This is a genomic window from Pseudomonas sp. NFACC56-3 (assembly GCF_900100025.1).
GTDB lineage: Bacteria > Pseudomonadota > Gammaproteobacteria > Pseudomonadales > Pseudomonadaceae > Aquipseudomonas > Aquipseudomonas fluorescens_AA.
The window spans coordinates 329,036-347,405 of the sequence record NZ_FMTK01000003.1 but is presented as its reverse complement, the minus strand read 5'-3'; the positions used below and the strand labels follow the sequence as shown (position 1 = coordinate 347,405).

Here is an 18,370-nt window from a genome sequence, read left to right as displayed (position 1 = left end):
CGCGATGGCCCAGACCTTACTGATAGCCTTTAGGGAACGGATTCGGCTCGATCAGATCGGACTCGTACACCACTTTGAACTGGCCATCGGACTGCACTTCACCGATGCGGGTCTTGCTCCACAGGTGATGGTTTTCATGCACTTTGACGTAGCCTTCAGGCGCGGTTTTCAACTCGATGCCCGGCGAGGCTGCAACCACTTTGTCGACATCGAAGCTGCCGGCTTTTTCCACCGCAGCCTTCCACAACCATGGGCCCAGGTACGCGGCCTGGGTCACGTCGCCGATCACCGAATCCTTGCCGTACTTGGCCTTGAAAGCGTCGACGAAGGCTTTGTTGTTGGGGTTGTCCAGGCTCTGGAAGTACTTCATCGAGGCATAGAAACCGGCCATGTTCTCGCCGCCGATGCCCAGCAACTCATCTTCGGTGACCGAGAGAGTGAGCAAGGTCTGCTTGGCCGAATTGACACCCGCCGCATTGAGTTGTTTGTAGAAGGCCACGTTGGAGCCACCCACCACTGCCGCGAACACCACGTCGGGCTTCTTCAACTTGACTTTGTTGATCAGCGAACCGAACTGGGTGTTGCCGAGCGGGTAATAGTCTTCGCCGACCACGGTGCCGTGCAGCACGTTTTCAATGTGCTTGCGGGCAATCTTCATCGAGGTGCGTGGCCAGATATAGTCCGATCCCACCAGGTAGAAGGTTTTGGCGCCTTTGGTCTTGGCGATCCAGTCGAGGCTGGCGAGGATTTGCTGGGTGGCTTCCTGGCCCGTGTAGATCACGTTCTTCGACTGCTCCAGCCCTTCGTAGAAAGTCGGGTAGTAGAGCAGGCCGTTTTCTTTCTCGAAGATCGGCAGCACAGCCTTGCGCGACGCCGAGGTCCAGCAGCCGAACACCGTGGCCACCTTGTCGTTGACCAGAAGCTTCTTGGCCTTCTCGGCGAAGGTCGGCCAGTCGGAGGCGCCGTCTTCTTGGATCACCTTGATCTGCCGACCGAGGATGCCGCCTGAAGCGTTGATCTGCTCAATGGCCAGGCGTTCGGCCTGGATCGAACCGGTCTCGGAAATCGCCATGGTGCCGGTGGCCGAGTGCAACTGGCCGACCGTGACTTCAGTGGCGGTCACCGCCAGGCCGGTGCTATTGGCCTCGTCGGCCCATACACCCTGGCTGAACACACTGGCAGCCAATAGCGACAGGGCCGCCGCCCCCAGCGCCAGGCGGCGCGGCAACAGGCCTTTGGTCCGGATCAATCGTGGTTCCATGCTGCTACTCCTCTGCGGTGACGCTGACAGCTCGCCTTGGGACGGCCGGCAACGGTGGTGGCATCAGCATGGCGGCGCGGATCGGCGACGGGTATACGCAGCCTGACGTAAGCGCATACGTCATTTGACGTAGGGAAAAATGCACCAAGGCGGCGCAAGCTATCGCTTCAGGCACCGCCTGAACGGAACTGCGCGGACACGCGCGCAGGCAACAGTTGGCGCGGCACGACGGCGCGGTGCGGGGCATGAAAATTGCTCGGTTATCCGCCACGGGCACACCCGCCAGGCACGGAGCGCCTTGACCCCAGGAGTCTTTCGCCGTGCTTCCACCTGGCACCCAGCGCATCGCCAAGATCCGTCGCGACTACAACAGCTGGGTCGCCGACGAAACCATGGAAGACTACGCCCTGCGTTACACACCAAAGTCCTTTCGCAGATGGTCGGAGCTGCGCATCGCCAACACCGCCCTGGGCGCGGTGTCGTTCCTGGCCCTGGAGGCGATTGGCGGGGTGCTGGCCCTGAGCTACGGCTTCACCAACACCTTCTGGGCGATCCTCGCCGTGAGCCTGATCATCTTCCTCACCGGCCTGCCCGTCAGCTACTACGCCGCCCGCTACGGCGTCGATATGGACCTGTTGACCCGCGGTGCCGGCTTCGGCTACATCGGCTCGACCATCACCTCACTGATCTACGCCAGCTTCACCTTTCTGTTCTTCGCCCTGGAAGCAGCGATCATGGCCCTGGCCTTGGAGCTGTACTTCCATATCCCATTGGCCTTTGCTTATGTGATCTGCTCTGTGCTGGTGATCCCCCTGGTGGCCTATGGGGTGACCCTGATCAGCCGCCTGCAACTCTGGACCCAGCCGTTGTGGCTGGTGCTGCTGGTGCTGCCCTATCTGTTTGTGCTGCTGAAAAACCCCGAGGCCTTCAGCGACTGGACCAGTTTCCAGGGCCGTGATGCCAGCGGCGACTTCAATCTGCTGGCGTTTTGCGCTGCCTGTACCGTGGCCCTGTCCCTGGTGACGCAGATCGGCGAACAGGTCGACTACCTGCGCTTCCTGCCGGAAAAAACCGCGTCCAACCGCAAGCGCTGGTGGGCCGCCCTGCTCTGCGCCGGCCCCGGCTGGATCCTGCCCGGCGCCCTGAAAATGTTCGCTGGCGCCTTCCTGGCGTTTCTCGCCCTGCAACACGAGATCCCCATCGAGCGCGCTACGGAGCCGACCCAGATGTACCTGGTGGCCTTCGGTTATGTGTTCGCCTCGCCGGAATGGGCCCTGGCGGCCATGGTGCTGTTCGTCTTCGTCTCGCAGATGAAGATCAACCTGACCAACGCCTACGCCGGCTCCCTGGCCTGGTCGAACTTTTTCGCCCGGGTCACCCACAGTCACCCCGGCCGCGTAGTTTGGCTGGTGTTCAATGTGGCGATTGCCCTGATGCTGATGGAGCTGGGGGTATTCGACGTCATCGACCAGGTGCTCGGTCTCTACGCCAACATCGCCATCGCCTGGATCGGCTCGGTGGTCGCCGACCTGGTGATCAACAAACCCTTGGGGTTGTCACCGAAATACATCGAGTTCAAGCGCGCTCACCTCTACGACATCAACCCGGTGGGCGTCGGCTCCATGCTGATTGCCTCGCTGCTGTCGGTCCTCGCCCACTTCGGTCTGTTTGGTGCGCTGGCCCAGGCCGCCCCGCCCTTCGTCGCCCTCGGCACCTCGCTGGTCATGACCCCGCTGCTGGCCTGGGCCACACGCAGCCGCTATTACATTGCCCGCACCCGCGATCCGCTACTGCTGCAACCGGTGGCACCGAGCATGCTGATCACCTGCGGCCTGTGCAGCAACCCGTTCGAAACCGCCGACATGGCTTTCTGTCCGGCCTACAGCACGCCCATCTGCTCACTTTGCTGTTCGCTGGACGCGCGTTGCGGAGATCGCTGCAAACCTCACGGGCGTCTGTCGGCGCAGTTCGAAGCGCTGTTGCATTGGTTGCTGCCCAATGCAACGGTGCCACGCCTGCACACCCGGCTAGTGCATTACCTGGGCCTGCTGCTCGCGCTGATCCTGATGCTCAGCGGCGCTCTGGCGCTGATCTATGGCCAGGCCTCCCAGGGACTGCCCCACTCGCCGCAAGCCCAGGCGACGCTGTACCAGGCATTTTTCCAGGCCTTCCTGACGCTCTCGGTACTGGCGGCCATCCTCGCCTGGTGGGTCGTTCTGACGCGGGAAAGCCGCCGCGTGGCCCAGGAAGAATCGGACCGCCAGACCCTGCTGCTGATGCAGGAAATCGAAGCCCACCGCTTGACCGACCAGGCCCTGCAAGATGCCAAGGAGGCTTCCGAGGCGGCCAACGCGGCCAAGAGTCGCTACGTCACCGGACTGTCCCACGAACTGCGTACGCCGTTGAACAGCATCCTCGGTTTTACCCAGATCCTGCAGCGCGACGCGGCCATGCCGGAGCAGCATCAGGATGCCTTGGCGACCATCCTGCGCAGCGGCTCGCACCTGCTGTCGCTGATCGACGGCCTGCTCGATGTGGCCAAGATCGAGGCTGGCAAATTGCGCCTGGAGCCGACGGAAATCCCCTTCCCGGAACTGATCCACGATCTGGAGCTGATGTTCACCCCACAAGCACGGGACAAAGGGTTGCGCTTTAGACTGGAGCTGATCGGCAAGATGCCGGCGGTGGTGCGAGGTGACGAAAAGCGCGTCCGGCAGATCCTCATCAACCTGTTGGGCAATGCGGTCAACTTCACCGACAGCGGCGAGGTCTGCCTGCGGGTCAGTTACATGCGCGAGACGGCAACCTTCGACATCATCGACACGGGTATCGGCATCGACCCCGAGCACATCGAGCGAATCTTCCAGCCTTTCGAACGCGGTGATCTGATGCGCCAGGACAAGGGCGTTGGCCTGGGCCTGACCATTACCCGCATGCTCACCTCGCTGATGGGCGGCGAGTTGCAGGTCAAGAGTCAGCAGGACAAGGGCACCTGTTTCCAGGTGCGCCTGTTTCTCTCGCAAGTACGGGTGCCGCAAGCGGTGATCCATGTCGAACACGACATCATCGGCTACCAGGGGCCGCGGCGTCTGGTGCTGGTAGTGGACGACCATGTGGACCATCGCAAGGTCCTCAGCGGCATGCTTACGCCCCTGGGCTTTGAAGTGGTCCAGGCCAGCAACGGCCAGGAAGCGATTCGCCAGGTCGCCCTGCTGGGGCCGGACCTGATTCTCATGGACCTGTCGATGCCGACGATGGATGGCTGGGAAACCAGCCGGCTGATCCGCCGCAATGCGTTGTCCACGGCACCGATCATCGTGATATCGGCCAATGCCTTTAACGACGAGCGCGAGCGCAGCCTGGCCAGTGTCTGCAACGACTACCTTGCCAAGCCGGTACACACCCCGGAGCTGCTTGAGCGGATCCAGAAACAGCTCGACCTGCACTGGCTGCGCCGCGAAAAACCAGCCCCTGCGACATTCCCCGAACCGGGGATATTGCCCTCACAGCCTGACCTCATCGCCCTCGGCGAACTCAGCGCCATCGGCTACGTACGCGGTCTGCACGAAAAACTCGACGCCATCCAGGCCGAGACGCCAGCCACCGCCCCTTTCATCAGTTCGCTACGCAAGCTGCTGAAAAATTTTCGCCTGGACGAAATCAACCGCGCCCTCAAGGAGGCAGAAGATGAATGCACTGACCACAGTCGCTGAACCCGGTGTCGTGTTGATTGTGGACGACACCCCGGACAACCTCGCCATGCTCTCCGACGCCCTCAACGATGCCGGCTACATGGTGCTGGTGGCCCTCGACGGGCTCAGCGCCCTGAACCGCATCGAACGCCGGCGTCCAGACCTGATCCTGCTGGATGCGATGATGCCGGGCCTGGACGGCTTCGAGACCTGCCGGCGGATCAAGGAGCAACCGGCCAACGCCGATATTCCGGTGCTGTTCATGACCGCGCTGACGGAAAGCAGGCATGTGGTCCAGGGCTTTGAAGTGGGTGGCAGCGACTACGTGACCAAGCCGATCCAGACCGACGAAGTGCTGGCCCGGGTCGCCGCGCACCTGCGCACCTCGCGCATCCTGCTGTCGGCCCGAGCGGCGTCACAGCCAGCCCCGCCGAGCCTGGACGACGAGCCGGCGCACAGGGTGCTGTCGGCACGCTTTCAGCTCACCGGTCGGGAAGTCGAGGTTCTGCGCTGGGTGGCCTGCGGCAAGACCAACCGCGACATCGGCACCATTCTAGATCTGAGCCCACGCACCGTGAACAAACATCTGGAACATGTGTATGTGAAGTTAGGTGTAGAAACACGCACAGCAGCGACCTCCGTGGCCTTGTCGGCCATGACCGATTCTCGCAACAGTGCTTCAAGGTAAGCCACGATAACCGGACGTATTGTTGGATGAGCACTGGGGCCGTTTTCGTCCATGACAGAACCTGGTGGATGAAGCAGGAACGTTGGAAACGGCTCTGGATTTTCAGCCCTGCCACCCAGGCAATGCGGGGGTATTTTTTAGGCATGGGCCTGCTGGTGAGGACGTGGTGTCGGTGATTCAGCCGATATCGACATTCATGGCGATGTCCCAGGTGCCGGCGCCGTTTTTAGCCAGGCCGATCATCATCAGACCGAGCCATTCGAGCGACTGGGCCATCTGCAGGCCGCCGACATCCAACGGACGCAGCCCGAGACTCTCGAGGAAGGTCGAGACCCGTGCCTTGGCGTCCGCATCGTCCGCCGCGATGAACGCATCGAGGCGTTCATCCTTGGCAAGTACTCGGCCGAAGAGGGTATTGAACGCTTTGACGACATGCGCGCTGGCCGGTGCGCCCTTGGCGATCTCCTGCGCGCCAGAGCTGCCGTGGGGGGTAACGAGGCCCGAGAGATCGGGAGCGATCGGGTTGGTGATATCGATGATCACCTTACCGTCGAGCGCATTCCCGAAGTCGGCCAGCACCGCCACCGCACTGGTGTATGGCACGGCGAGAATAACGATGTCGCCCGCCGGAGTGGCGCCGTAAGTGCCTGTGATCGCTGCGGATGCGAGCTTGTCGGCAAGCGCCTGCGCCTTGGCGGGATCGCGGCTGGTCACCTCGACGGTGTGTCCGGCCTTGGCGATACGGCCAGCCACCGCCGTGGCCATGCCTCCCGAACCGATGATGCTGATGGTGCTCATGTTCAGTCTCCGTTATGAATCAGGGTGTTTTCCAGATTTTCCGGACGGGTTACGCCGTCGCGGCCTGGGCCACCCGCCGGGCGCAGTGACCCGACGGTTTGCCGTCATCAGTCGGCCGGGAAGTAATGACCGTTATCAAGATCGGCGAAGAGTCCGGGCTGGGTCGGTTCCCAGCCAAGAACCCGGCGCGTGATGGCGTTCGAGGTCGGGGTGTCCAGCGTGACCAAGTTCGCAAGGAACCCGAAGTAGCCAGGCAGCATCAGCACGTCCGCGGGAATCGACACCGCCGGCAGATTCAACCGGCTGGCAATGGCTTCGGCGATCTGGCGATACGGGACAGCCACTTCGGCGATTGCATGCCAGCTTCTGCCCGCCGCGCCTTTCTCCAGCGCCAGGCGGAACACGGTGGCAAGGTCACGGGCGTGCACGGCCCCCCAACGGTTGGCACCGTCTCCGGGATAGCCGACAACCCCCTTTTCCTTGGCTAGCCCGATCAAGAGTGGAAGGAAGCCGGCGTTATCGGTGGAGCTGTGCATGATCTCAGGGATCCGCACGATCGAAGACCGTATGCCCTTTTCGGAGAGACCGATCACCGTGGTTTCCACGATGTTCCGAACCCGCAGGGTGTTCTTGTATGGATCGCCGCCGGGAAGGGGCGGATCCTCCTCGGTGGCCGGCCGGCCCAACCCCTCCCACCCGGGCGAGCCGACGCTTCCCGACACGACCAACGGCTTTGCGCTTCCGGCCAATGCTTCGCCATAGGCGAGCATGATCTCAAGCTCCGCGGCCGCAACGGCGTTGATCCCGCCGGTTGGAATCAGGTCCTGCCGGTGCGCGAGGTGAATGACGCCGTCCGACGCTGCGGCCGCTTCCTTGAGCCCGTCGAGATCCTCGAGATTGCCGCGATGAACCTTGGCGCCGAGCGCAGCCGCCTGCGCCGCGGCCTTGTCGGACCGAGCCAGGGCCGTGACCTCATGGCCGGCGGCGATAAGATCGGCGATGACGTACGGACCGGAATGGCCGGTGCCGCCGGTAACAAAAACGTGCATATGCGTGTTCCTCATATGGGTGATGGGGTACGGGAAAAGCTGTCAGGGAGACTGTGCCGGGCGCAGTAGCGATCCAACGCCCCGACGTCAGCTCAAGTCAGTCGGCGCAAAGTAATGGCCGATGTCGAGGTTCTCGATCAGACCGGGCTGTACGGGGTGCCAGCCAAGCGCCTGGCGGGTGATGGCGTTCGACGCGAGGAGGTCTAGCGTGGCCAGCGCCCATGCCATGGCGGCGTCACGACTCATCACCTCGACGATATGTCCGGCCTTGGCGGCGAGGCCGCCGATCGCTGTGGCCACGTCACCCGAGCCGATGCTGCTGATAGTGCTCATGTGCAGTTCCCTTACAGAGATGGGTTGAGCATTCGAAAGACTGCCGGCGTGTTCCGTCGACCTCATTCAACGTACGATCCATGCTGGTCGCATCACTTGCAAAAAGCAAGTGAATCACAGAAATTTACTTGCACGACGCAAGTGATGCTAAGATCCCGCCATGAAAAAGACCCTTAAAGAAGACTTCCGGTCCCATTGCGCGGTGAACTACGGCGTGGAGATTTTCGGCGACCGGTGGTCGCTCCTGATCATTCGCGACATCATTTTTGTTGGAAAGAAAACCTATGGAGACTTCCTGAAATCGGAAGAGGGAATTGCGACCAATGTCCTTGCTTCCCGACTTGCCTTCCTGGAGGAACAAGGCGTTCTCTCGAAGGCCCCCAGTCCCGACGACAGACGCAAGGACTTCTACACGTTGACCGAGAAAGGTCTGGACCTCATTCCCATCGTGATCAACATTGTGCTCTGGAGCGCGAAGCATGATTCGAAGTCGTACGTGCGGCGCCGCGAGGAGTTTGTCGCTCGATTAAGTCAAGATCCGATGCGGGTGAGCGAGGAAGTGAAGGCGCTGGTCCGCAATGGCGGGTGCATCTTTCCCGAGGGTGGGGGGTGAACAAGGCGGCAAAACGCGCCCTGTCACCGCGCAATTGCCACCTGTCCAATCAATCGAACTTGATCAAATCCTTAAAGATCAGTTGTCCCCAGCTATTGCCGCGCGCCTGCACCAGCAGTCCACCTTCCGAAAGCCCGCCAAGTTTGACCGGCGAAAAACCGAGATTTTCCGCAAGCGCACCAATCTCCGTGGCGGCGTCGTCATCGTCGCTCGCCAGGAACACGACTCTCCTGCCCCCCTGTACGGCCGGGTCCTGGCCTAGAACGGCAGCGACCAAATGGTTGAAGCCCTTGACCAGTCTTGCGCCCGCGAAGGCCTGCGCAACGACCTTGGAGGAAGGCTGTCCTCCCAGTTCCTCAGGAGGCACACCGTAGGCATTGGTCACATCGATGATGGTCTTGCCCTTCCAGGTCGGCAGCGCCTTTGCGACTTCCCGGTGCGACTCGTAACGGACCGCCAAGAAGACGACGTCCGCTTCGATGGCTTGCGCCAGTGTTTTTGGAATAATCCCGGGGCCTATCGCGGCCACATCGGCTGCAAAACTTTCCGGGTCGCGTGTGGTTGCAACGGATACTTCGATGCCTTTGCGGGCAAACGCCTTGGCAAGCGCCTGGCCGAGCTTGCCAAAGCCGATGATTGCGTAACTCATAAAAATCTCCTTTGGTCTGCCACGCCCTGCGGGCTCCAAGGATGGAGTGGAGTCACCGCCCGGGCGTAGCGAATCAGATTTGCGCCAGGCCGCCGTCGACGGCGACCTCACTGGCGGTCATGAAGCTGCTGTCCTGCGACGCGAGAAAGGCGGCCACCGCACCGATCTCCATCGGCTCGGCCATGCGCTGGAGCGGATTCATCGAGGCAAAAACCTTCATGCCTTCCTCGCCTAGCGCTGCCTTCGCGAGTTCGGTCGCCGTCGGCCCGGGCGATAGCACGTTGATCCGAATGCCGGAGCCCTTCAGGTCCTGCGCCCAAGTCCGGGCGAGGTTGCGCACTGCCGCCTTGCTTGCGCTGTAGACGCTGAATGCCGGGGCGCCCGTGGTGCCGGCGCTCGATCCGGTCAGGATGATCGAACCGCCCTGCCCCATCAGCGGCAGCGCCTTCTGGACCGTGAAGATCAAGCCCTTCACGTTGGTCTCGAAAGTTTCGTCAATGTGCTCGGCGGTGATATTGCCGAGCGCAAGCGGGCTTCCCGTGCCGGCATTGGCGAAGACGATGTCGAGGGTTCCGCGCTCGGCCTTTACCGCCGCGTAGAGTCGGTCGAGGTCGGCAAGATCGGAGACCGAGCCCTTCACCGCGCGGGCATTGGGCCCGAGGTCGGCCATGGCGGCGTCGAGCGCTTCCTGGCGGCGGCCGAAGATGAAGACGAAGGCGCCTTCCTCGATGAAGCGCTTCGCGGCGGCGAGGCCGATGCCGGTAGCGCCGCCGGTGATCACGGCGGTCTTCCCATTCAGTCTGGTCATGATGTGCATCCTTCGTTGGCGTTGTAACCAAGCAGGAAATTGCTTGCTTGAGACGAGGATGCAGCGCTGATAACCTAAGGACAAGTATGCACCTTTTGGTAAGTATAAAAAAATGACAACGACATCTGAAATCTGCGACACCGGTTGCGGGCTCAACGCCACGCTACGCATCATCTCGGGCAAGTGGAAACCGCTGGTCCTGTTTTTCCTGCGCGGCGGCCCGAAACGCTATGGCGAGCTCAAGCGCTTGATGCCTGGCGTCAGCGACAAGGTCCTGATCCAGCAGTTGAAGGATCTGGAAGCCGATCAGGTGCTTGCACGGACCGATTACAAGGAAGTGCCCCCGCGCGTGGACTACACGTTGACCCCCCTGGGCCATAGCCTGGCTGAGGCGATCGTTCCCCTGTGCACCTGGGGAACCGAGAACGCTGCGCAAATGGCAAGCATCTTCGCCAAGCGCGACGCGTTGGCCTAGCGGGATGCAGACGAATCGCTGATTGGTTGGGGGGGGGCAGGTCTCGAGTATTTACGCTTTTTGCTTCATCAGATCCCGCTAAACCAGTTATAGCCCTGATCTTCCCAATACCCGCCTGGATTATCATTGCTGACGAAAATCTCAACGATATGCTTGGGATTTTTGAAGCCCAGCTTGGTCGGTACTCGAACCCGTAGTGGATAGCCATACTCCGGCGGCAACGCGACTTCGCCGTAATCCAGTGCCAGTAGCGTTTGCGGATGCAATGCCGTCGGCATGTCCAGGCTGGAGTAATAACGGTCAGCACACTTGAAGCCGACAAATTTAGCCGTGGTGTCGGCCCCAATGTGTTCCAGGAAGGTTTTCAGCGGCACGCCACCCCACTGCCCGATGGCGCTCCAGCCTTCAACACAAATCAGACGCGTAATGTCAGTGCGCTGCGGCAGTTTGCGCAAGCCTTCGAGCGTCCACGGCGCCTTGTCCCGTACCCGTCCGGAGACGGCCAGCGAATAATCGGACAGGTCCACCTCCGGTATATCGTCCTGACCGTAGAATGCATTGAATGGAAATGGCGTGGTCATTTGCGCCTTGGTGAAGGTCGGCGCCAGTTTCTGCCCGCTGAACAGCCAGGCCTGAACCCGGTCGTTCCAGCGCGACATCGCCCACAGCACCTTATCGACCTGATCGCCGTCCTGCAGGTTACAACCGCTCAACATCGCCATCGCACCGACGGTCAAGCCACCCCGGAGAAAGTTCCGGCGCTGGATATTTTCCAGCTGAAGCTGCTGTGCGGGCTCAAGCTTGATGCGCTGAATCACGCGCTTTTCGGGCTCAATCATGGTCGGTTTTTCCGCTTTCAATGGGCCGTACGCCACCCGTGATCATGGGCAGCAAGGTTTTCGGCACCAGCATCACCAAAGCCAGATGCACAATCACGAACGCGCCAATCACCGCCATCGCCGCGAAATGCACGTACCGGGCAATGTCGTAGCCGCCCAGGAGCGCGACCAGTTCTTGCAGTTGGATGGGCTTCCAGATCGCCAGCCCCGAGACGACGACCAGTACCCCTGCCGCCAGCACCATCCAATACATCAGGCGCTGCACCGCGTTGTAAACGCCCTTCTCGTGAACCAGTCGAAAACGCAGTGCATCGGTCAAATCATGTTTTAGCGCTGGGAAGCTGATCGGCAACCAATCACGTTTGAAATGGCGGCTGATCAACCCGTACAGCACATAGACAAGGCCGTTGATGAACAGCAGCCACATAAACGCAAAGTGCCAGGCCAGTGAGCCGCCAAGCCAGCCACCCACCGTCAACGCCACCGGAAACTTGAAGGCGAACAACGGAGAGGCGTTGTAAATCGCCCAACCGCTCATGAACATGCAGGTCATGCCGATGGCGTTGAGCCAATGGGTGAGGCGGACGGGCCAGGAATGGATTGATTCTTTACTCATGTTTTTCCCACTCAGAAACCATCCGTGCGCTGGAGCGATGCCGGACGACGTCGCTCCAACCTGTTCAGGTGATTACATCGGTGGCTGGAACCCATCCTTACCGACGGCAATACCGCGTGCGGTTGTGCCGCCCTCGGCCGGGAACACGACAATTTTCGCGCCTTTGACCAGCTCACTGGCTTTGCCTGGTTCTACGTAGGCGATGGGTACATCTTCCGGCACGACGAGTTGCTTCTCGCCGCCCTTGTAATTGACGGTCAGCGTGCGGCCATTGGCTTTGGACAATTTGCCCACGGTGCCGTTGGTCATGGTGCCTGTGCTGCCATCCGCATTTTGCCAACCGTAGTGACCTTCACCGCTGCCCTTGAGGCTGGACTCGAATACGGTGACTTCCAGCGCCTTCAGCGAACCGTCGGCCTGTGGAATGGCCGCAGAGCCAACGAAGCTGTCGGCTTTGATCGAATCGATATCAGTCTTTGATACCCGGTTGATACCGGTCTTGTCAGTCAGGCCTATGGTCTGCTGTGCGCCGGAGCGGGTGGTGAAGGTCAGCGTGTTGTTGCTGACACTTTCGACGGTGCCCCGCAGCGGCTTGATCACCGGCATATCGGCCGCAGTGGCCATGACAGCAGCACTGAGCATCAGCAAACCGAAGGTGGTGGACAGAGCAGTCTTGAGCTTCATTGCGACAATTCCTCACGGGTTTAAGTGCCGCTATCCTCGCCCCCGGATCGGGACCTCACGATGACCGCCGAATGACATTTCTGTCATTCGCAACGACGCCTTTACGAATGACAGAAATGTAACCGACTCAACCTTCTCAGCTGGTTACACTGCAATCCTGAGATGCCGATACTGCGGGTTGAATCCCGTTATAAAAGAGACCCGAGCGCCCCCTGACGATGCATATCCTGCTGATCGAAGACGACACCAAAACCGGCGAGTACCTGAAAAAGGGACTTGGCGAGTCCGGCTACAACGTCGACTGGACCCAGCACGGCGCCGATGGCTTGCATATGGCACTGCAAACGTCCTACGACCTGATCGTGCTGGATGTGATGTTGCCCGGCATCGACGGATTTCAAATCATCGAGCTATTGCGCGCCAAGCAAGATGTGCCGGTGCTCTTTCTCACCGCTCGCGATCAGTTGCATGACCGCATTCGCGGTTTGGAACTGGGCGCCGATGACTATCTGGTCAAACCGTTTTCCTTCACCGAATTGCTGTTGCGCATTCGCACCATCCTGCGCCGTGGCGTGGTGCGCGAAGCCGATCATTTCCACATCGCCGACCTGGAGCTGGACCTGGTGCGTCGCCGCGTCACGCGCCAGCAGCAAGTGATTGTGTTGACCAACAAGGAGTTCGCCCTGCTGCATCTGTTTCTGCGCCGCGAAGGCGATGTCCTGTCCCGGGCGCAAATTGCTTCGGAAGTCTGGGACATGAATTTCGACAGCGATACCAACGTCGTGGACGTGGCCGTCAAACGCCTGCGCAGCAAGGTCGACCAGCCCTACCCGATCAAACTGATCCATACCATTCGCGGTATCGGCTATGTGTGCGAGGTGAGGCCATGCGGACCCGACGCCAACCATCCCTGACCCTGCGCTCGACCCTGGCGTTCTCGCTGGTGGCCATGCTCGCCGTGGCCGGGGCCGGGTTTTATCTGTACCAGTCGATGAAAGCTTCGGTACTGATCTACAGCGATCACGCGGTCATGGGCCGCCTGGATCACTTCCGTAAATTGCTGCATTACGAACTGGCCATCGAGAAGCTGCGTGACAGCCCGCAGATTTTCAAGAACATGCTCGACAGCGAAGACGATATTTTCATCATCGAGGAGCCCGGGCAGCAGCCGGTGATCCTGGTCAATCCATTGAACGTCACGCTGCCCGATCTGCCCGTGATCGGCCAAGAGGCGAAGCTGAGCGTCAACGACCTGCGCAGCGGCGTGACCGACTCCGGAGTACCGCTGCGCGCCGCTTCCGTACAAACCACCTCGGGCGGGCGCGAAGTTCGCCTGACTGCCGCGCACATCATGGGCAAGGAAATGGCCATGCTCGCGGCGTTTCGCGAGCGTATTTACCTGGCCGTGACCTTGGCCTTTCTGCTCACGGCGGTGCTCGGTTACGTGCTGCTGCGACGCGGTCTGCGCCCGTTGCGCAAAATGGCCGCCCATGCGGCAAACATAACGCCTGAGCGGCTCGACAGTCGGATGGACAGTGCCGACACACCGGTTGAACTGCAACAATTGAGTGACGCCTACAACGCGATGCTCGATCGCCTTGCCAAGGGTTATCAACGACTGACGCAGTTCTCCGCCGACCTGGCTCACGAAATACGCACGCCAGTGGGTTCGTTGATGGGGCATTGCCAGGTCGCCCTGCGCCAGCCCCGTAGCGAGGATGACTACCAGGCGCTTATCGCCTCGAACCTTGAGGAACTGGAGCGTATTTCCCGGATCGTCGAAAGCATCCTGTTCCTCGCTCGCGCCGACGAAGCGCAATCGCTGGTCGAGCGCCAGCCACTGTCGCTGCATGACGAATCACAGCGCATCGCGGGTTATTTCGAAGGTCTGGCCGAAGAGCGGCAGATGTCCATCAAGATTCTGGGCGATGGCACCGTGCACGCGGACCCTTTGCTGCTGCGCCGAGCGCTGAGCAATCTGGTCGCCAACGCGATTCGCTACGCCGACGAAGGCAGTGAAATTCTGATGCGCGTCGTTGCAGTCGACGGCGGATGCCGAATTGAAGTGGAGAATCAGGGCCCCGTGCTAAGCGACGAAACCCTGAGCAAACTGTTCGACCGTTTTTACCGCGGCGATGCCTCCCGTCACCAAAGCTCCGACTCCTACGGCCTCGGCCTCGCCATCGTCATGGCGATCATGCAATTGCACGGTGGTACTGTGAGTGTCGAACAGCCCAAGCCCGGGACCATCCGCTTTTCGCTTTTATTCCCCGCTGCCTGAGTGACACAACCGGACATCGCTTAGATTTGTGAGAGGCCACCGTCGACCATCAGCTCTACGCCGTTGACATAACTGGCGTCAGCGGAGGCAAGGAACAGTGCGGACGACGCTATTTGTTCCGGCTGGGCCATGTAGCCCAGCGGCACGATTTGTCCTACATGATTTCTGAGGGCTTCGATCTGGCTCTCATCCATCTTCAGTCCGTTGTCCATCAATGGCGTCCTGGTAAAGCCAGGGCTGAGCACGTTCGCGCGAATTTTTCGGCCTTTGAGTTCATTGGCCCAAGTACGTGCAAATGAACGCACCGCCGCCTTTGACGCATTGTAAAGACTCAGGCCTTCCATCCCGTTGCTGGAACAAATGGAGGCGGTCAGCACGATTGACGAGCCATCCTTCATCAACGGCAACAGCGTCTGAATCGTGAAAAATACGCCCTTAACGTTAATATCGAACATCGTGTAGTAAGCGGCTTCAGTCGTTTCGCCCACGGGATTTTTTTCGCAGATACCGGCATTGGCAAACACTACATCGAGTTGACCGTCCCGGCCTTCGATCAATGCCTTGAGCGAATCCAGATCGGTCTGCTGAGCGACATCGGACACCACTGCCACGGCATTCATCCCCAATGCGGTAGCCGCAGCGTCCAACGTTGCCGCCGAACGTCCAGTGATATAGACGCGTTTGGCGCCCTCGGCTAACAGGGCTTGGGCAATCGCAAAGCCGATTCCAGTCGAACCGCCCGTGACGACCGCTACTTGATTGATAAACTTACCCGTCATGTTTTGACTCCTTTTAAGTAACGTATTTAGGCTGAGTTGAACAGTTGGCTACTGCTCGGCGCTGGCGTCAGTCACGGTTCGGGCTGATCGAAACGTCGAAAGGAGCAGCCGCTTTTGTTGAACGAGGCATCGAGGCATAAACCGACAGCAGCGCTGAAACGACCAGGCAAGCCGCAATGCCCAGCAGGGTGGCAATGAATCCGGTGGCAAGGGAGGAAGGGCTTTGCGCGGGAGCGGCCAGTGCGTAAAACACGCCACCGAGCACCGCCACCCCAAGCGCGGCGCTGATCTGCAAGGCCGAATTGACTACACCGGAGATCATTCCCGATCCGCCGGGTGGCGCACGATCTATCACGGTTCGAATAAGGGTTGGCAGCGCCCAGCCCTGGCCAAACCCGAGTAACCCCACCGCCAGGATCACCAACGCCAATTGAGGGCTCTGTCCTGTCGGCGCGGCTGCGACCGCCGCGCTCAGGATCAGGCATCCCAGGACCTCGAGCGTCATGCCCATGGCGGGTACAAAACGGCCGAACAAGCGGATGGCAAAGGGCGTGGTCAAAGGACCAATCAGAAAGCCCACGCCGAACGGGATGAACATCATCCCCGAGGCCAATGGCGTTGCACCCAGCGCGTCCTGTAGATAAATCGAAAACGTCAGGAAGAATGCCGATACCACGTAGAAGAACAGTACGCCCGTCAGTCCGGCCACCAAGCCGCGTGCTCGACTGAGTTGCGGACTGACCAAGGGCGTGCCGCCCCGACGCTCCAGCGCGATCTCGTAGCGCCAAAAGGCCGCTGCGGCTATCGGCGAGCCGAGCAGCAACACACACAGCCACCAGGGCCAACCCGCTTCCCGGCCTTCAACCAACGGTACCACCAGCAGCCCGACCGTCAGCGCACACAGCAACACGCCAATGCGATCCAGCGGCACCGGAACTTGGCTCCGGGTATCGGGAAGCAGCCGTATTCCGCCCATAAACACAGCGGTGATGATGGGCAGATTGATCAAGAAAACTGCACGCCACTGCAGGTCCCAGATATTCAGCGATATCAGCCAGCCCCCCAGTGCCTGGGCGACCACCGCCGCGAAGCCGATCGTTGCGCCGTACACCGCTAACGCACGCGAACGTTCATGCTCCGGGAACAGGCTGTGGATGGACGCCAGTCCCTGCGGTGCCATCGCCGCAGCGCTCAGACCTTGCAACACACGTCCGCCAATCAACACCGTCGGCGAGTTGGCCAGGCCACACATCAAGGAGGCAACGCCGAAGCCGGCCATGCCCGCGAAGAACACCCGGCGGCGGCCAAACAGGTCGCCCAGCCGACCGCCCGTGATCAGGAAGACGGCGTAACTGGCGGCATAACCTGAAATGACCCATTCGACCTGCGCCGGTGTAATCGCCAGGCCGCTGCGAATGGACGGCAACGCCACATTGACGATGAAAAAATCCAGCGGCGGAAGAAAGGCGCCGACGAGAAGAACAGCGAAAGCAAACCATCGGCGCGATTCGGCTGCTGGGCCGCGGTCCAGTTTGGATGTCATTGGGCAACTCCAGAAAGATACGACTAGCGCAGGCTGACTTCATATTCACTCAGGTGCGCTGCCTGACAGATCAAACGGCAAGCCTCATGTTTGTTGCCGTCGTTGGGGGTCTATTGTCGAAGTCAACGAGCGACGGCGGCACTGCCAGGGATGCACATTCCTCGTACATTTTTGTAAGGCCACCGTCCGTTGTGCAGCGCCTTCAGTCAGGGGCAAAAGCCGATTTGAAATGTTCGCCTCCAGCAATGGGCATATGCGGCAACTTCCGCCCGCTCTGTTCCGCCATGGGGTTGCAACGGGACTGCCATTGCTGCATCTTCGCCGTTCATTTTTGTTGGGGGTGAGCCCATGGACTGGAACGACTTGCGCGTTTTTCTGGCGATTGTCCGCACCGGCTCGCTGGGCGCTGCCGCGAAGCAACTGGGCGTTAGCCACCCCACCGTAGGACGGCGGCTTCACGTCCTTGAGCAGCACAGCGGGCAGGTTTTTTTCCGCCGCACCGGGCAAGGTCTGGTGTTGACAGACAGCGGTGAAAAAATTCTGGGGCTGGCTGAGGAAATGGAGCGAAGCGCTCTCTCCATTGAACGGCACCTGGCAGGCGACAGCGATCAACCTGAAGGACTGTTGCGAATTTCATCGGCGGACTGGTTCGCCTGCTATGTGCTCGCCCCTGTACTCGACGAAATGTCGCGAAGGTACCCGCTGATCGTTCCAGAGGTGATCCCCGGACATCGCCTGTTCGATCTGACTCGCCGCGATGCGGATATCGCCTTTCGCATCGTGCCGTTCACCGAACCGGACATCGTTCAACGTCGACTGACCACACTCAGCTACGGACTGTACGTTGCCGCGCACTTGCCCTTCCCACCCTCGGAAGAGGGAAAAGGTCTCGGGTTGATCCTCATGAACACGGCGCAAGCTCACTACCCCGACGTGCTTTGGCTCCAGCAGATGTTTCCCCGCGCCAAAACCGTGTTCACCAGCAGCAGCCGTACCGTTCAGGCGCAGATGTGCGCCCGCGGATTGGGTGTGGCGGTCTTGCCACGCGTGCTTGGCGATCAGTTGACCGCCCTGAGACGGGTAGACGTCGGCAGTGAACCACCAGGACGCGATATCTGGATGGGTTATCACCACGACATGAAGCAGATGGACAGGCTCCGCGCCCTGGCGGATCTCGCGGGTGAAATGATTGGTACGTAGGGTCTCGCTTTGCGAGGGTCAGTCCCGATAAGTAAGTAGGTATCTGGAATGACGCGGCTAGT

The 18,370-nt window shown here is 60.5% G+C and carries 18 protein-coding genes; 7 read left to right on the top strand and 11 right to left on the bottom strand.

Features of this window, described 5'->3' with window-relative positions:
• Positions 1-16: 16 nt before the first annotated feature.
• Positions 17-1,261: an urea ABC transporter substrate-binding protein gene (urtA, locus tag BLO80_RS06855; protein ID WP_092327461.1), complete on the bottom strand. Its 1,245-nt coding sequence runs from the start codon at positions 1,259-1,261 to the stop codon at positions 17-19.
• 320 nt (positions 1,262-1,581) lie between these two features.
• Here urtA and BLO80_RS06850 point away from each other — a divergent pair, with 320 nt between their 5' ends.
• A complete protein-coding gene (locus BLO80_RS06850) occupies positions 1,582-4,974 on the top strand; it encodes an ATP-binding protein (protein WP_092327459.1) in 3,393 nt (1,130 codons plus the stop codon).
• Positions 4,949-5,641: a response regulator gene (locus tag BLO80_RS06845; protein ID WP_092144399.1), complete on the top strand. Its 693-nt coding sequence runs from the start codon at positions 4,949-4,951 to the stop codon at positions 5,639-5,641. Before BLO80_RS06850 ends, BLO80_RS06845 begins: the two co-directional genes overlap by 26 nt.
• A 177-nt stretch (positions 5,642-5,818) precedes the next feature.
• On the opposite strand, the gene BLO80_RS06840 is transcribed toward BLO80_RS06845, so the two are convergent.
• The 3 genes from BLO80_RS06840 to BLO80_RS30185 form a co-directional block, all read right to left on the bottom strand.
• Positions 5,819-6,439, bottom strand: coding sequence for an NADPH-dependent F420 reductase (locus BLO80_RS06840; protein ID WP_092327458.1), 621 nt, complete (start codon positions 6,437-6,439; stop codon positions 5,819-5,821).
• 107 nt (positions 6,440-6,546) lie between these two features.
• Entirely contained in the window at positions 6,547-7,488 is a 942-nt protein-coding gene (locus BLO80_RS06835; RefSeq protein ID WP_092327456.1) for an SDR family oxidoreductase, read from the bottom strand.
• A gap of 87 nt (positions 7,489-7,575) precedes the next feature.
• Positions 7,576-7,821, bottom strand: a complete 246-nt coding sequence (locus BLO80_RS30185; RefSeq protein ID WP_092327455.1) for a Rossmann-fold NAD(P)-binding domain-containing protein — start codon at positions 7,819-7,821, stop codon at positions 7,576-7,578.
• A gap of 160 nt (positions 7,822-7,981) precedes the next feature.
• Here BLO80_RS30185 and BLO80_RS06825 point away from each other — a divergent pair, with 160 nt between their 5' ends.
• On the top strand, positions 7,982-8,434 hold the full coding sequence (locus tag BLO80_RS06825) for a winged helix-turn-helix transcriptional regulator (protein ID WP_092327453.1): 453 nt from the start codon (positions 7,982-7,984) through the stop codon (positions 8,432-8,434).
• A 49-nt stretch (positions 8,435-8,483) separates the two neighbouring features.
• On the opposite strand, the gene BLO80_RS06820 is transcribed toward BLO80_RS06825, so the two are convergent.
• A complete protein-coding gene (locus tag BLO80_RS06820; RefSeq protein ID WP_092327452.1) occupies positions 8,484-9,083 on the bottom strand; it encodes an NADPH-dependent F420 reductase in 600 nt (199 codons plus the stop codon).
• Positions 9,084-9,156: 73 nt separating this feature from the next.
• Complete coding sequence (locus tag BLO80_RS06815) at positions 9,157-9,891, bottom strand: SDR family NAD(P)-dependent oxidoreductase (protein ID WP_092327450.1); 735 nt, start codon at positions 9,889-9,891, stop codon at positions 9,157-9,159.
• A gap of 112 nt (positions 9,892-10,003) precedes the next feature.
• On the opposite strand from BLO80_RS06815, the gene BLO80_RS06810 reads away from it, so the two are divergent.
• Entirely contained in the window at positions 10,004-10,366 is a 363-nt protein-coding gene (locus BLO80_RS06810; protein ID WP_092327449.1) for a winged helix-turn-helix transcriptional regulator, read from the top strand.
• A gap of 68 nt (positions 10,367-10,434) precedes the next feature.
• On the opposite strand, the gene BLO80_RS06805 is transcribed toward BLO80_RS06810, so the two are convergent.
• From BLO80_RS06805 to BLO80_RS06795, 3 genes are all read right to left on the bottom strand, one after another.
• Positions 10,435-11,205, bottom strand: a complete 771-nt coding sequence (locus BLO80_RS06805; protein ID WP_092327447.1) for a molybdopterin-dependent oxidoreductase — start codon at positions 11,203-11,205, stop codon at positions 10,435-10,437.
• Positions 11,198-11,821, bottom strand: coding sequence for a cytochrome b/b6 domain-containing protein (locus BLO80_RS06800; protein ID WP_092327446.1), 624 nt, complete (start codon positions 11,819-11,821; stop codon positions 11,198-11,200). Before BLO80_RS06800 ends, BLO80_RS06805 begins: the two co-directional genes overlap by 8 nt.
• Before the next feature lie 72 nt (positions 11,822-11,893).
• On the bottom strand, positions 11,894-12,505 hold the full coding sequence (locus BLO80_RS06795) for a hypothetical protein (RefSeq protein WP_092255404.1): 612 nt from the start codon (positions 12,503-12,505) through the stop codon (positions 11,894-11,896).
• A gap of 218 nt (positions 12,506-12,723) precedes the next feature.
• Between BLO80_RS06795 and BLO80_RS06790 the strand changes: the two genes are divergently transcribed.
• Entirely contained in the window at positions 12,724-13,419 is a 696-nt protein-coding gene (locus BLO80_RS06790; protein ID WP_072405205.1) for a heavy metal response regulator transcription factor, read from the top strand.
• Positions 13,392-14,786, top strand: a complete 1,395-nt coding sequence (locus BLO80_RS06785; RefSeq protein WP_092327444.1) for a heavy metal sensor histidine kinase — start codon at positions 13,392-13,394, stop codon at positions 14,784-14,786. The genes BLO80_RS06790 and BLO80_RS06785 overlap by 28 nt, the downstream gene beginning before the upstream one ends.
• Positions 14,787-14,806: 20 nt before the next feature.
• On the opposite strand, the gene BLO80_RS06780 is transcribed toward BLO80_RS06785, so the two are convergent.
• Complete coding sequence (locus BLO80_RS06780) at positions 14,807-15,565, bottom strand: SDR family NAD(P)-dependent oxidoreductase (RefSeq protein ID WP_092327443.1); 759 nt, start codon at positions 15,563-15,565, stop codon at positions 14,807-14,809.
• 67 nt (positions 15,566-15,632) lie between these two features.
• A complete protein-coding gene (locus tag BLO80_RS06775; RefSeq protein ID WP_092327441.1) occupies positions 15,633-17,108 on the bottom strand; it encodes an MFS transporter in 1,476 nt (491 codons plus the stop codon).
• Between the two features lie 348 nt (positions 17,109-17,456).
• On the opposite strand from BLO80_RS06775, the gene BLO80_RS06770 reads away from it, so the two are divergent.
• Positions 17,457-18,308, top strand: a complete 852-nt coding sequence (locus tag BLO80_RS06770) for a LysR family transcriptional regulator (protein WP_092327440.1) — start codon at positions 17,457-17,459, stop codon at positions 18,306-18,308.
• The last annotated feature ends 62 nt before the right edge of the window (positions 18,309-18,370 follow it).

Bases quoted from the DNA above. Each gene is read 5' to 3' on its own strand.
- urtA (WP_092327461.1), bottom strand. From the start codon at position 1,261: ATGGAACCACGATTGATCCGGACCAAAGGCCTGTTGCCGCGCCGCCTG.
- BLO80_RS06845 (WP_092144399.1), top strand. From the start codon at position 4,949: ATGAATGCACTGACCACAGTCGCTGAACCCGGTGTCGTGTTGATTGTG.
- BLO80_RS06840 (WP_092327458.1), bottom strand. From the start codon at position 6,439: ATGAGCACCATCAGCATCATCGGTTCGGGAGGCATGGCCACGGCGGTG.
- BLO80_RS06835 (WP_092327456.1), bottom strand. From the start codon at position 7,488: ATGCACGTTTTTGTTACCGGCGGCACCGGCCATTCCGGTCCGTACGTC.
- BLO80_RS30185 (WP_092327455.1), bottom strand. From the start codon at position 7,821: ATGAGCACTATCAGCAGCATCGGCTCGGGTGACGTGGCCACAGCGATC.
- BLO80_RS06825 (WP_092327453.1), top strand. From the start codon at position 7,982: ATGAAAAAGACCCTTAAAGAAGACTTCCGGTCCCATTGCGCGGTGAAC.
- BLO80_RS06820 (WP_092327452.1), bottom strand. From the start codon at position 9,083: ATGAGTTACGCAATCATCGGCTTTGGCAAGCTCGGCCAGGCGCTTGCC.
- BLO80_RS06815 (WP_092327450.1), bottom strand. From the start codon at position 9,891: ATGACCAGACTGAATGGGAAGACCGCCGTGATCACCGGCGGCGCTACC.
- BLO80_RS06810 (WP_092327449.1), top strand. From the start codon at position 10,004: ATGACAACGACATCTGAAATCTGCGACACCGGTTGCGGGCTCAACGCC.
- BLO80_RS06805 (WP_092327447.1), bottom strand. From the start codon at position 11,205: ATGATTGAGCCCGAAAAGCGCGTGATTCAGCGCATCAAGCTTGAGCCC.
- BLO80_RS06800 (WP_092327446.1), bottom strand. From the start codon at position 11,821: ATGAGTAAAGAATCAATCCATTCCTGGCCCGTCCGCCTCACCCATTGG.
- BLO80_RS06795 (WP_092255404.1), bottom strand. From the start codon at position 12,505: ATGAAGCTCAAGACTGCTCTGTCCACCACCTTCGGTTTGCTGATGCTC.
- BLO80_RS06790 (WP_072405205.1), top strand. From the start codon at position 12,724: ATGCATATCCTGCTGATCGAAGACGACACCAAAACCGGCGAGTACCTG.
- BLO80_RS06785 (WP_092327444.1), top strand. From the start codon at position 13,392: ATGCGGACCCGACGCCAACCATCCCTGACCCTGCGCTCGACCCTGGCG.
- BLO80_RS06780 (WP_092327443.1), bottom strand. From the start codon at position 15,565: ATGACGGGTAAGTTTATCAATCAAGTAGCGGTCGTCACGGGCGGTTCG.
- BLO80_RS06775 (WP_092327441.1), bottom strand. From the start codon at position 17,108: ATGACATCCAAACTGGACCGCGGCCCAGCAGCCGAATCGCGCCGATGG.
- BLO80_RS06770 (WP_092327440.1), top strand. From the start codon at position 17,457: ATGGACTGGAACGACTTGCGCGTTTTTCTGGCGATTGTCCGCACCGGC.